Origin of the sequence: Enterococcus sp. AZ084, assembly GCF_051714905.1 — a bacterium.
GTDB lineage: Bacteria > Bacillota > Bacilli > Lactobacillales > Enterococcaceae > Enterococcus_B > Enterococcus_B pernyi.
The window spans coordinates 2,181,897-2,194,572 of sequence record NZ_JBIOSS010000001.1 but is presented as its reverse complement, the minus strand read 5'-3'; the positions used below and the strand labels follow the sequence as shown (position 1 = coordinate 2,194,572).

Below are 12,676 nucleotides of genomic sequence, written 5' to 3'. Positions count from 1 at the left end.
GGAAATCCCTTAGGAAAAAACCAAACTCAAAGGAGAGACAAAACATGTCAATTATTACTGATGTTTACGCTCGCGAGATTCTAGACTCACGCGGTAACCCAACAATCGAAGTAGAAGTATACACAGAAAGCGGTGCTTTCGGCCGTGGAATGGTTCCTTCAGGTGCTTCAACTGGTGAATACGAAGCAGTTGAATTACGTGACGGAGACAAATCTCGTTATGGCGGTAAAGGTGTAATCAAAGCTGTTGACAACGTAAACAACATCATTGCTGAAGCAATCATTGGCTACGATGTACGTGACCAAATGGCTATCGACAAAGCAATGATCGCTTTAGACGGAACTCCTAACAAAGGTAAATTAGGTGCGAACGCTATTCTTGGTGTTTCAATCGCTGTTGCTCGTGCAGCTGCTGACTACCTAGAAGTACCTTTATACCACTACCTAGGCGGATTCAACACAAAAGTATTACCAACTCCAATGATGAACATCATCAACGGTGGATCACATGCGGATAACTCAATCGACTTCCAAGAATTCATGATCATGCCTGTTGGCGCGCCAACATTCAAAGAAGCACTACGTATGGGTGCGGAAGTATTCCATGCATTAGCTGCAATCTTGAAATCTCGTGGATTAGCAACTTCAGTTGGTGACGAAGGTGGATTCGCTCCTAACCTTGGTTCAAACGAAGAAGGTTTCGAAGTAATCATCGAAGCAATCGAAAAAGCTGGCTATGTTCCTGGTAAAGACGTTGTTCTTGCAATGGACGCTGCTTCTTCAGAATTCTACGACAAAGAAAAAGGTGTTTACGTATTAGCTGATTCAGGCGAAGGCGAAAAAACAACTGACGAAATGATCAAATTCTACGAAGAATTAGTATCTAAATACCCAATCATCTCTATTGAAGATGGATTAGACGAAAACGACTGGGATGGATTCAAGAAATTGACAGAAGTTCTAGGCGACAAAGTTCAATTAGTGGGTGACGACTTGTTCGTAACAAACACTGAAAAACTTGCTGAAGGTATCGAAAAAGGAATTGCTAACTCAATCCTTATCAAAGTTAACCAAATCGGTACTTTGACAGAAACTTTCGAAGCAATCGAAATGGCTAAAGAAGCTGGTTACACTGCAGTAGTTTCTCACCGTTCTGGTGAAACAGAAGATTCAACAATCTCTGATATCGCAGTTGCAACAAACGCTGGCCAAATCAAAACAGGTTCTCTTTCACGTACTGACCGTGTTGCGAAATACAACCAATTATTACGTATCGAAGACCAACTTGGTGAAGTTGCAGAGTACAAAGGTTTGAAATCTTTCTACAACTTAAAAAACAAATAATCAAATGATTGTAAGAATGCCCTTCTTGTGTCGTATGACATGAGAGGGGTATTTTTTTAGGCAGACGATTAATCAGAAAAAATATTTTTAGTACTTAAAGAAACGAATGATAGAAACAAATCATAGATTCTTATGAATATAAATAAAGATCATCATTCCTCATATTTTATTAGGCACAAAATAGATTAATTAGCTTTAACCAAGCTGTTCTTAATTCATCGCGTCTTTATCATGGATGATGAAAACGAGACGATTGAGAACAAGTTTGTACCTCCTATAAACTTGAAGATCGACAACTATGTGGGGTTTCTTTTTATTATATAGTGTGTTATAGTCTATTGATTATCTAAACAACGAACGATTCCGAAGAATTTCTTCTTTATCATTTGCTTCTCTTACTTCCTCAACCTAACCACCAAGTCTTTTGACGTCATCATCATATGTTGCCATATAAACAAAACCCGCATAGTGTTCGGTTCCAATATAAATAAGTTGATTTTTGATGAATGTAAGAGAATAAGTTCTCATGGAAATTTTTTTGATAACCGGATACGGATTTGGTCGAAATATCACGCCTAAAAGGTCTAATAACTCTGATCAAAGGACAAATAGGGAGCTTTTATAGAGGTAAGGAGTGAGCCTAGTCCATCTTTCCGGACAAGTTTCTATCATGTAGCAAAGAACGTAGTGAAAGATTATCCTGTTTTTAAAAAAAGAGTTGAATGTTCGGATAAACCCTATAAGGAAATTTAATGTAAACTGATTTTGTGAAAAAAATATTAAATTCCGGAGGCTATCCAACAATGAAAAAAAAGGTATCCACAACAGTTATGCTATCAACTTTGTTGTTAGTAGGTAGTAACCCAAGCTTAGTAAACGCATCCGAGGCAGTCAGTGAAAAACAAATACCGATTGAAGTCCAAGATGGAAAACTAGATATCACTTTCAATGAAGGAACAACAAACAAAGTCGATTTCAAATTATCTGATTTTGACTTAAACTCAGATATGCGTAAACAAACGAAGGTCTTGAAAGCAACTGCTACAGTAAATAATACAAAATCACAGGATGTTTTTGTGAATATTTTTGCAAAACTTGACCAATATGGAAATGGACTAGACATTCAACCTTCAAACCCACATCTTCAAGCACAACAGGTAATGCGAATGAGTTCGGTACAGATCGAAAAAGATTTCGATGTCATTTTAGATGCAAATGATTACGTATGGCGATCAAACAGAGATGATAGCGCCAAAATCATCTTGACAGCACAAGAAGTAAATAATCCTTGGGGATAATACTCCGGACTAAAAAATAGTTATTTTCAGTTGTGAAAGGCTTGCCAGATAAAAAGAGTTAAGTGTGCGAAGATTGACAGAATACGATGGATCATAATATAGAATACGTAGATCTATCCGTCTGTCCTATAGAATATTCAAAGAAGAAATGCTGATCCAATCAATGAAAACTACTCTTGTTGATTGCCTGATCAGTGTTCCTTCTTTTATTCTTTCGTGTAGTTGCAAGCTTCTACTGTCGCTGGTTGGTCCATCAGAGTTATGAATCTAGTAATACAAACAGAGAAAATTTTAATCAATAGAAATTTATTAGAAATAAGTGAAGGTGTTTAGATAATAATTCCGTAGAAAGACAAATATACATGATCAAAGCTTCACTACCTTAGTAATCAAGTCAAAATGTACAGGCAAGACCAATACAACAGCCATGCAAGTTGAACTAGGAGACATCGGTATAGTTCGCTGAAAATAAAAAATGAAACATTCTGACTAAATGAATTCTTCTTAGTATAGAATCCTCTAAAAATGAAGGTTGGTAGAAGAAATGGAATATATAATGGATACGTTTAGTAGCCGTTACTTAACAAAAAAGCAAAACGAAATGTTGCAACTGTTTACGGTTCTAGTGACAGAAAAATATTTGTCATTGAATAAATTAAGTGAGCGGTTAAACTTAACGATGTATCAAACGAAAATATTACTGGTTGAACTCGAAGAAAACTTCGAACAATTGAATTTTACATTTTCATCTTTCTTTTTACTAGAAAAGGGGACGATTGGTTTAATCGAAGGTGTTAATCAGGAACTGTTGCTTCAAGTATTTGTTAATTTGAAAAAAAAGTTTTTTAATGAATCACCTTATTTTCAATTATTGCTCTATCTCTTGAAACACCGAAAAACTCGTGTAGTCGATATTTCCGAAAAGTTGATGTTTAGTAAGTCTTATAGTTATAAATTGATCAGTCGGCTGAAAGATATCTTTCATTATCAAAAAATACCAATAACTATTAATAGTAATTTTGAATCAATTTCTTTGGAAGGCAATGAGATGTCTATCAGAACATATCATTACCTGGTACAAATCATGGCATATAATGTTTTCGCAGATAGCCAAACAAGAGTGAATATTGACCTAGTAGGTGGACACTATGAGAGGTTGAAGACAACAAAAGCAAAGCATGACATTCTATTCTCGATACTTGAAAATGCTGTGTCACGTGGGTATATCATACAAGATTTGGACAAAACAGCGATAGAACTATTCGCTGATATGAAAGAACTGTATGAAGAGGACTCGCTAACAAAGTTGATACCAACGCGAAACATGGAAGATAGAGAAAAAGAAGTTGCATTCTTTTATTTTTGTAGACAACTTCTCATCCCTGAAACGACAAGCAAGCAGGACAAGATAGTCTTAGGTAAAAAATTCAAAGAGCATAGACAGAACGAAATCGTTGATTTTTCTATGAATGTCGTCGAAACATTATCAGAAAAATATAAGATAAATTCCGATGTGGAACATGTGATTTTATATGAAAGTGTCATCAATAGTTGGGCATACAAAAATATTTATTTCGAGAATTTAAAGGGAGTGGCTAATCAAAATAGTCCCAATAGTAGAATCCATGAAATGAAGCAGCTACTATTGGAAATAGTCAAAAACAGGAATTTTCAAGTTGGTGATAGACAAATATTTGCGAACAAGTTAGCACATATCCTTTCGTATTATTTGCCTATCCAAAACAATGAAAGAGTGACTATTGCTATATCGATGTTGCATCATCCGGAATATGTACCAGTTATCGAAAGTAAATTACTAACGATATTTAATAAAAAAATCATTCATTTCACTTCTGACTTTACTGATGCAGATATTTTGGTGTCTGATGGGATTGTGTACCACGAAGAGTCCCAAGATTTTGCTTTTTTTAGAGACATTCACAATAAGGATCATTGGGACAATTTAAACGCGATTGTCCAAGCAAGAATTATCTTAAAGTTAGAGTAATGAATTTAATAAATATAGATAATAAAAAAATCTCGAAGGAAACTTATTCTTTTCAATTTGATCAGGGAAAAGTGAAACATTCTGATGAATCAAAATACAAAGTATGATGATAGGATAACTACTGTTGTGAAAAAGAGGAATAAGAATGATCAAGAAAAAATATAGAGATTTAAGATACTTGATAGGAAAATGAATAGGAGAAATAATGACAAAAAATAGCCAAGCCAAAGAATACAAGTTAGTTGACTTCTGTTCGCTTATTTTCGTTTTATTGATGGGATGTTTTTTTTACATACAACCAGTAGAGGCGTCCGAGGAAGATACTGCATCGATCCTAGTGGATGTGCAACCCAAAGAATATGAGATCAGAGATAGCTATCTGCAGTTTACTCCAGAACTTAATAAGAACTATGAGTTCACTGCTACGATTACAAATATAGGTGACAAAGACTTAGATGTTACTGTCTATCCATCGGTTGCTATATCAACGATGGGAAGTGTCACTTATGTTGAAAATACAGAAAATCTTTTAGATGAAAAGTATGACTTTAGTAAATACGTGAAGATAACTGATGCTAATGGCGAACTAGAAGACGGGAAAATCAAAGTTGAAGCGAAACAAAGTGAAACGATAGCAATTTTGATCAATGTGACTGAGGAACTTAATGGAGAAGTTTTAGGTGGGGTGAATTTCTCTCAGACATTAAGTGAAGAAAGTCATGAAGATGCTGTAGATATCGTTCATGTCTATGAGAAAGTGATCCTATTTCATCTCAAGATGGATGAAATAGAGGCTGAAAAAGAACAAACTTATGATGAGTTTGAGTTTGTGAGCTCACAGGATGCGATAAGGCTTGATTACTATATAGCCAACAATGATCCTGCAGTAACTTTTGCGGAAAGCGGCTCATACAAAGTAATCAATCCAAACGGGGATATCATTTCTGAAGGAGAAATTGAAGAAAGCTCAATTGCATTGACGCCAATGACTAAAACAAAGCTGAATCTGCCCTTAGTTAGGGATGCAGAATTGGTATCTGGGGAATATCAATTCATCATAACTGTTGATGGCAAGGAGAAAATAACTAGATTTAGCTATACAAAAGAGGCGCTTGAACAATTGATTGAACAAACAAACGGCTCGAATCATGTTGTTGTCAATCAAACCAACAATATATGGGTGATTGGTTTATTAATCATTTTTTCTACTCTATTGATTGTCATAAGTGTAATACTTTATCTTAAATCATAACCACCCTTCAAAAGGGTGGTTTGCTCTAGGGCTATAAGCCCTTAACACCGGCCAGCGCCTAAAGACGCTGGCTTTCTCATTTCATGTTCAAGCCATATTGCCTTTGTCACTTTTGCCTACCTTTAAAAAGGTGTTTGTTCTACTCTTTAACCCTTAAAAGGGTCTTCATATTCTCGAACGCTCAATTTATCTAGCGCTATATCATGTTTCTCCTGTTCTTGAATGTATTTCCTTATGGTCGCTTCATTCAATCCCACAGTGCTTACATAATATCCTTCTGCCCAAAAATGTCGATTGCCAAATTTATATTTTAAATTTGCATGCTTATCAAAAATCATCAATGCACTCTTTCCTTTAAGATAACCCATAAAACTTGACACACTTATTTTTGGCGGGATACTCAATAACAGATGGACGTGATCTGGCATCATATGTCCCTCCAAGATTTCTACTCCCTTGTACTTGCATAGTCGTTTGATAATTTCTTGAATACTTGCTCGATATTGATTATAGATGATTTTTCTTCTATACTTTGGTGTGAATACAATGTGGTATTTGCACAACCACTTTGTATGGGCTAAACTATTTGCTTTATTAGCCATTTCTTTTCCCTTCCTTTCGTTATCAATATGACCTGAACAATCATATTTTAACGATAGGAAGGGCTTTTTGGTAGAACCTTTTATTCCCCACCCGCATAGCAGGTGGTTTTCTGTTTCACTCGCTTTGCGAGCTCAACTTGGTCTAAAGACAACAACAATATAAGAAAACGAGAATCAACAGCTAAGGCTGCGATTCTCGTTTTTCGCTATTAGGCGAAAGGCCAAATTTATAAATGATCAATAATGTGAGAAAAGAAATTCCGGTACCAGCAAAGCCATAATACATATCAATGATATCCGGCGTGTTTATAAACCCGAGTACAGTTTCACATAGCGCATTTGCTACAAGTAAAAGTAAAGAAAAAATGATGATATAATTGAACTTTGAACCCATCAATAACCAAAAATAAGGAATCAAACCTAAAATCAAACTAATGGAAAAGTTTGAAATATGAAAATAAAAATCCGAATAGATCGAGGTAAAAATCGTTATATCCCAATGTTTTGATAAATACATAAAAGATCCAACAGCAATCACTACAAGATACAAAATAGAAGTCCATAACTTGGGTAAAGATTTAAAAGCAAGTTGGTTCTTCATGACGAGTCACCTCCGAATGATGTTTGGGTAATGAATATAGTGAGCTTTCCTATGTATTGTTAAAAAGAGGTGGTCAAGTTCATTATAGCCTATTTACTTTATTATGTAATATATCAAACAAGAAGGATGCGAATTAAAGAATATATCTATATCAAAAAGACAATACCAAGACATTTAAGGTAACTTATAGCCTAATGTTTACTCGATCTATTACAGACGTACCAGACTAATATTTATAACTCACTTGTAGAGGCAATTAAATTGTGGTACTATATTTTTGAAAGAAGTCGAGAATTCTTGGGCTTAATTGGAATTCTTGAAGAATGTATTTTCTTGCCTGAAAGGGTATCAGTTATCTGACGTGATGAAAGAGCCATTCATCAAAATCTTACTTTCAAAGTCATTGGGTGCTGACTTAAATGTAATCCTTATTTTGTAGCGAAGGTAATTTTGTTACGAATGAATGAAGTGTTTACTTACGATATCACGTATTTAAACATAGGCTTAGGAGAAGCCTTGATACACAGTTATCAAAAACAAGCACCCTTAAAAGAGAACTGGGAAAGCGAATGTGCAGTATGCATGTTCGCTTTTTTTACTAATTACAATTTAAATAGAAAAGAAAGAGAGCTTACAATGGAATATTCAAAAAAATTTGTGAAAACCTATCAATTATCTAAGTTATTCACCGAGAGCAATGAATTTCATTTGTTTTGCCAGACTATGATTTCTTTACTTACAGTTTTTCAAGAGGAATTTGTACATCGAAAAATAGATTACTTTTTTAAAACGGGAACAAAAGAGAGACAGCAAAAAATCTCTTTATGCGTACCTAAAGAAAGCATTATGCATTTATTTGGAATTAATTACTATGCCTTGCATGAGAGACATACTGTACATTTATATAATCAGCCAAGTTTTGCTTTAAATTTTTATCGTGATTTTGAATCTAATAAATTGGACTTTTCAAAATGCTGGGTTGAAAGTTTAGCTAAAGTAAAAGATAAAATGTCAGTTCTTAAATATATCAAGGACATTAAAACTGATAATGTTAGAGTTGGAAAATATGGGATACTTAGAACTATACCAATGACTAACACATTAAGTATACATAGAACGTTTTTGGGATTAGGGCTATATCATGACAATCCTGAATTTTCAGTACCTCGCACTTGTCTTAATTTAAAAAAAGATAATGAAGCACAAAATAATCCTTCTTTTAGAAATGTATATAAATGTTCAAAAATCATTGAATATGAAAGATTACCCAATGGAAAGTGGCAAAAAATAAGGCATGATGACTATACAAAGTATCTCCAAGCGGAAAAATCTTTGAAAAAGAAAAATAAAAAAAGAAAATAGCTCTTTGATTAAAAAAATCATAAACTTATTTATTATTTTTAATTTTTTTGTTCTATGGATAGTAGCAATATAGCCGTTTCAGTATACATATTTGTTAAATAAATTTAACTAGAAAATGAAGCCAAGACTGTATCAGTCTCTGCCTTCATTTTTTTATATCTATTTATTGATATATGACATATTTCGTAGATAATCAGTTGACTCTAAAAATTAAGTAACATAATCTATCTAATCAGGTTTTTATCCAAGGATAGATTATAGTTTGTTATAATGTTTCTGGAAGCGTTATAATGGATGGTCAAATAGGGGCATAAATAAAAAATAGCTAACACGGTTTGCGTACATATATAGAAAGATAAGCTCGATTTTTGAGATGAATGAAAGTAGAGGTTAGAGAGTTAACAGTGAAAAAAAATAATTGTGGTATGCATAACTATGTTTTTAACATTGGTGAGTATTTTAGGAATAAGAAACATATTGAAACCTACAGAAAAAGACAAACAGATAACCTTTTTAAAAGCACATGAAAAGGAGATGACGGAGTATATAAAAAATTATAGTTCGCAAGATGGCCACATTACGTTTAATTGGGAGACAACAGCAGTAAATACAGGTATTGCATTTTCCAAACCTGTATTGATTGTCAAATTTGATATTAGCGACAGTTCAAAATTAGAGTATAACAATCGAGGTTATGTACTTAGGGTAAAAACTGATGTAAAAAAATTAAATAAAATAAGTGAATTGATGATCTTAAATGACCCTATTTATTCTAATATTCAGGATGATAGAGATGACTGATTTTGAAGAGAACTTTAATCTATATGTCGATATAGCGAAAGACGCGCATGTAGGACATCTAAAAAGATTTACATATGGCTCATAAAAATATACTCAAAAGATATTCTAATTTGAAAGAACTAAGAATGTGAGGATAATCAATTGGGAAAGATGAAATGGTTGATTCCAATAAGTTTAGGTATATTATTCATGCTTGTAGCAACGATAGAAGTGAAGAAGATGAGCGAACCAACAGAAAGAGAAAAACAAGTAGCTTTTTTAAAGGCATATGAAGAAGAAATGACAGAGTATGTAAAATCTCAAAATGCAAAGATTCAAAGTGTTAAGTATGAATGGGATAGTGTAAAAGTTGATGATATAGGAAATGGGACACCTATGGGCGCTGGAAAATTATTGACCATTAATGGAGGATTCAATGATATCGAAGAGTCAAACTTCATACTAAGTTTTGGAGTGGATGATAAAAAAATGCCTGAACTTGATACTATCGGGCTATTAAGCTCTTTGTATGTAGGTGGGAGAATCTATGAGTAATATAGAGAATTCTGACAAGATTTACGCTAACTTAGCAGAAAGTTCTTATAGTAACTGTCCCAATCCTTTTACAAGTTATCAATAATAGTAAAATCTACTTCCAAGCCATTATTACCCTAAAAACAGTCAAAGCTTATAAAACAATACGAGTATCGAAAGTAAAGAAAGACATAAAATAAAAAGTTACGTGAAAGTACATACCAAAAATAGCCCCAAATAAAAATATTGCTGAATCAAAAAAGTCATTTCGTTAAAAAAGTGAGACACGTAAAAATATCAATAGACTGTCAGAACATACACAAAAGATATTCATAATTGAAAGGATAAGAAGTGAGGTGATAAGCAATTGGAAAAGAAAAAATGGTTGATTCCAATAAGTATAGGGATGTTAGTCATGGTTTTTACAGTGATAGCAGTAAAGGATATAAGTGAACCTACAGAAAAAGAAAAACAGATAAACTTTTTAAAAGCACATGAAAAGGAAATGACGGAGTATATTAATCAATCCGAAGGTGAAAAAGTAACAGCGATTAATTATGATTGGAATAATGTTAACCAAGTAGTTATCGGAAATGGTCTTCCTAGTGGAGCTGGCAAAAAAATTCAAATTTTTGGATTTGTAAATAATAAGCCATATATGGATTTCAGATTGGATATAGAATTGAATCAAAATAATATGCCTGATATTTCAACTTTACATTATGGACAACAAATAAATAATGAGGAACTTAATAACTGATATAGAGAATCAAGCTATATGCTGATTTTGCATGCGTATACCAAAAAGAATCTCTAATAAAAATATTGCTAAAATCAAAAACGCAGTTTTGTTAAAAAATCCCTAATACAGATGAGAGTATTGATAGATTGACTGAACATATACAAAAACATATCCAAAACTTGGAAGATCGAGGAATGGGGAATAATCAATTGGGAAAGAAAAAATGGTTGATTCTAGTAAGTATAAGTATGGTAGCAGTCCTTTTAGCAACGATAGGAATAAAGAATATAAACGAGCCAACAAAAAGAGAAAGACAAATAGTCTTTTTACAAGCCCACGAAAGAAAAATGACGGAATTTGTAAAGCAGCAAAATGAAATCGTTAATAAAGTTGTGTTTGATTGGGATTCACTAGAGCAAGAGATAGTGGGGAATGGACTTCCGCAAGGTGCCGGTGAGGTTTTTATTATTCGAATACAAATTATTGATCAGAATAACAAGGAAATAAACTCATTTGGTTTCGCTATAAATCCAGATGATGTTAATAGGCCTAAGAAGATAGAAAAAATGTATACGATCAATGCTAACTATGATTACTATAGTTGCAGCCACAGAAGGGAGAAAGCCTTGTGAGGAAAAAGAAGATAATTATTGTAGTTGGTTTGACTATTACCTTAGTTCTATTAGGCACGCTAGGAATGAAAAAAATAATGGAACCGACGGAAAAAGAAAAACAAATTGCTTTTTTAAAAGAACATGAAGAGAAATTGTCTAAGTATATAAAACAAGAAAGTCATTCAGAAATCGAAATCAAATATGATTGGAAATCTGTAGAACGCAGTCAAATGATGGCATTCTCAAGACCAACCTTGGCAATCAAATTTGATGTTATTGATAAGAAAAAAAGTAGTGCAGAAAACTACTATAATAAAGGAAATACTTTAGTCATTGATGTAAATAAAGAGTATTCTGCTATAAATGATATGTGGACTACGAATGATATTCTAGAATAAAGACCTTGAATGATGTAGATAAATGACTAATCTCAAAATCAATTTAAATGTTTATATAATTTGATTTCAAAGACCGCACAAAGTAAAACTAAATAGTTTTGCTTATGAATCTTTGAAAAAAATGAGGGATAATCCATTGGGGAAAAAGAAAAAATGGCTGATTCTAGTAATCGTAAGTTTACTATTAGCCCTTTTTACAACAATAGATGTGAATAAAATGAATGAGCCAACAGAAAAAGAAAAACAGCTTGCTTTTTTGAAAGAACATGAAGAAGAATTAACCAAGTACATTATAGAGAAAAATTCACAAATCAATATAGCTATTATTAAATATGATTGGGAATCATTTAGGATAGAGGATAGCGGAGCTTTTACCCAAAAAATGTACATAGTTGATATTGAGTTATATGACATTGATAAAAATGAAATAGATGGTGGAGCAATTCAAGTTTTACCAAATAACTTAATAAAACCTACTAAGATAGAAGAGATAGCGACCGATAATTTTGAAGAAGCAATGGAAGAGTTAACTAGTGGTGAACTTAGATGATTCATAAAAATTTTTCCATTTTTACAAATGCAAAAGATAGTTATGAAAAACCTGTAAGCACAGTCTACTTTAACCCGATACTTATGTATGAAAATAGTTAAAAATTGGAAGACCAAGGGATGAGGGATAATCAATTGGGAAAGAAGCAATGGTTGATTTCAGTAAGTATAGGTATATTATTAGTCATTTTAACAATGATAGGAGTGAATAAAATGAGTGAACCAACAGAAAAAGAAAGACAAATAACTTTTTTGAAAGAGCACGAGAAAAAAATTACAGCATATGTTATAGAAAGAAACGATTACGTAATTTCAAAAAATTATCAAATTAAAAATATTGAGTATGATTGGGAAACAGTTCGAGTTGTACAGGGCATGGCGTTTAGTCCTAAGTCCATAACTGTCAATATCAGTCTTTTTGATGAAACAGATAAAAAGATTGATGGATTTGAAATATATATTTATCCCGATAATATTTCAAATCCTACTAAAATTAAAAGCTTTGAATAAGGTGAAATACAAATGAAGATTAAATTTTGTATAGACAGCCACTTAATCGAACATCAAAAAGAGAAACTGAGATCAAAAACATA

Annotated in this window: 14 protein-coding genes; 12 read left to right on the top strand and 2 right to left on the bottom strand. The window is 32.9% G+C overall.

Annotation, left to right across the window (positions count from 1 at the left end; translation table 11 throughout):
* Positions 1-44 precede the first annotated feature (44 nt).
* The 4 genes from eno to IGI79_RS09985 all read left to right on the top strand — a co-directional run bounded on the left by eno (position 45) and on the right by IGI79_RS09985 (position 5,901).
* Positions 45-1,343: a phosphopyruvate hydratase gene (eno, locus tag IGI79_RS10000; RefSeq protein WP_010734865.1), complete on the top strand. Its 1,299-nt coding sequence runs from the start codon at positions 45-47 to the stop codon at positions 1,341-1,343.
* A gap of 803 nt (positions 1,344-2,146) precedes the next feature.
* Positions 2,147-2,641: a hypothetical protein gene (locus IGI79_RS09995; RefSeq protein ID WP_019723101.1), complete on the top strand. Its 495-nt coding sequence runs from the start codon at positions 2,147-2,149 to the stop codon at positions 2,639-2,641.
* A 544-nt stretch (positions 2,642-3,185) separates the two neighbouring features.
* Positions 3,186-4,649, top strand: coding sequence for a helix-turn-helix domain-containing protein (locus IGI79_RS09990; protein ID WP_195274444.1), 1,464 nt, complete (start codon positions 3,186-3,188; stop codon positions 4,647-4,649).
* Between the two features lie 205 nt (positions 4,650-4,854).
* Complete coding sequence (locus IGI79_RS09985; RefSeq protein ID WP_195274447.1) at positions 4,855-5,901, top strand: WxL protein peptidoglycan domain-containing protein; 1,047 nt, start codon at positions 4,855-4,857, stop codon at positions 5,899-5,901.
* 146 nt (positions 5,902-6,047) lie between these two features.
* Here the strand turns inward: IGI79_RS09985 and tnpA are convergent, their stop codons facing one another.
* Both tnpA and IGI79_RS09975 read right to left on the bottom strand, forming a co-directional pair.
* On the bottom strand, positions 6,048-6,503 hold the full coding sequence (gene tnpA / locus IGI79_RS09980) for an IS200/IS605 family transposase (protein ID WP_100917284.1): 456 nt from the start codon (positions 6,501-6,503) through the stop codon (positions 6,048-6,050).
* Between the two features lie 181 nt (positions 6,504-6,684).
* Positions 6,685-7,104: a hypothetical protein gene (locus IGI79_RS09975; protein WP_195274210.1), complete on the bottom strand. Its 420-nt coding sequence runs from the start codon at positions 7,102-7,104 to the stop codon at positions 6,685-6,687.
* Between the two features lie 459 nt (positions 7,105-7,563).
* Between IGI79_RS09975 and IGI79_RS09970 the strand changes: the two genes are divergently transcribed.
* The 8 genes from IGI79_RS09970 (at position 7,564) to IGI79_RS09935 (ending at position 12,593) form a co-directional block, all read left to right on the top strand.
* Positions 7,564-8,466: a PBECR4 domain-containing protein gene (locus IGI79_RS09970; protein ID WP_195274211.1), complete on the top strand. Its 903-nt coding sequence runs from the start codon at positions 7,564-7,566 to the stop codon at positions 8,464-8,466.
* 477 nt (positions 8,467-8,943) lie between these two features.
* Positions 8,944-9,267 carry a hypothetical protein gene (locus IGI79_RS09965; RefSeq protein WP_229054055.1) on the top strand — a complete coding sequence of 108 codons (324 nt, stop codon included), beginning with the start codon at positions 8,944-8,946 and terminating at the stop codon, positions 9,265-9,267.
* A gap of 150 nt (positions 9,268-9,417) precedes the next feature.
* Positions 9,418-9,801, top strand: a complete 384-nt coding sequence (locus IGI79_RS09960; protein ID WP_195274268.1) for a hypothetical protein — start codon at positions 9,418-9,420, stop codon at positions 9,799-9,801.
* A 346-nt stretch (positions 9,802-10,147) separates the two neighbouring features.
* A complete protein-coding gene (locus tag IGI79_RS09955; RefSeq protein ID WP_229054057.1) occupies positions 10,148-10,540 on the top strand; it encodes a hypothetical protein in 393 nt (130 codons plus the stop codon).
* Positions 10,541-10,716: 176 nt separating this feature from the next.
* Complete coding sequence (locus tag IGI79_RS09950) at positions 10,717-11,154, top strand: hypothetical protein (RefSeq protein ID WP_195274215.1); 438 nt, start codon at positions 10,717-10,719, stop codon at positions 11,152-11,154.
* Positions 11,151-11,534 carry a hypothetical protein gene (locus IGI79_RS09945; RefSeq protein WP_438845910.1) on the top strand — a complete coding sequence of 128 codons (384 nt, stop codon included), beginning with the start codon at positions 11,151-11,153 and terminating at the stop codon, positions 11,532-11,534. Before IGI79_RS09950 ends, IGI79_RS09945 begins: the two co-directional genes overlap by 4 nt.
* A gap of 136 nt (positions 11,535-11,670) precedes the next feature.
* Positions 11,671-12,084, top strand: coding sequence for a hypothetical protein (locus IGI79_RS09940; RefSeq protein ID WP_229054059.1), 414 nt, complete (start codon positions 11,671-11,673; stop codon positions 12,082-12,084).
* Between the two features lie 119 nt (positions 12,085-12,203).
* Positions 12,204-12,593 (top strand): hypothetical protein, encoded by a 390-nt coding sequence (locus tag IGI79_RS09935; protein WP_195274219.1) that lies wholly within the window; start codon positions 12,204-12,206, stop codon positions 12,591-12,593.
* Positions 12,594-12,676: the final 83 nt, after the last annotated feature.

Coding starts and splice junctions, on each gene's coding strand:
- eno (WP_010734865.1), top strand. CDS start 45: ATGTCAATTATTACTGATGTTTACGCTCGCGAGATTCTAGACTCACGC.
- IGI79_RS09995 (WP_019723101.1), top strand. CDS start 2,147: ATGAAAAAAAAGGTATCCACAACAGTTATGCTATCAACTTTGTTGTTA.
- IGI79_RS09990 (WP_195274444.1), top strand. CDS start 3,186: ATGGAATATATAATGGATACGTTTAGTAGCCGTTACTTAACAAAAAAG.
- IGI79_RS09985 (WP_195274447.1), top strand. CDS start 4,855: ATGACAAAAAATAGCCAAGCCAAAGAATACAAGTTAGTTGACTTCTGT.
- tnpA (WP_100917284.1), bottom strand. CDS start 6,503: ATGGCTAATAAAGCAAATAGTTTAGCCCATACAAAGTGGTTGTGCAAA.
- IGI79_RS09975 (WP_195274210.1), bottom strand. CDS start 7,104: ATGAAGAACCAACTTGCTTTTAAATCTTTACCCAAGTTATGGACTTCT.
- IGI79_RS09970 (WP_195274211.1), top strand. CDS start 7,564: ATGAATGAAGTGTTTACTTACGATATCACGTATTTAAACATAGGCTTA.
- IGI79_RS09960 (WP_195274268.1), top strand. CDS start 9,418: ATGAAATGGTTGATTCCAATAAGTTTAGGTATATTATTCATGCTTGTA.
- IGI79_RS09950 (WP_195274215.1), top strand. CDS start 10,717: ATGGGGAATAATCAATTGGGAAAGAAAAAATGGTTGATTCTAGTAAGT.
- IGI79_RS09935 (WP_195274219.1), top strand. CDS start 12,204: ATGAGGGATAATCAATTGGGAAAGAAGCAATGGTTGATTTCAGTAAGT.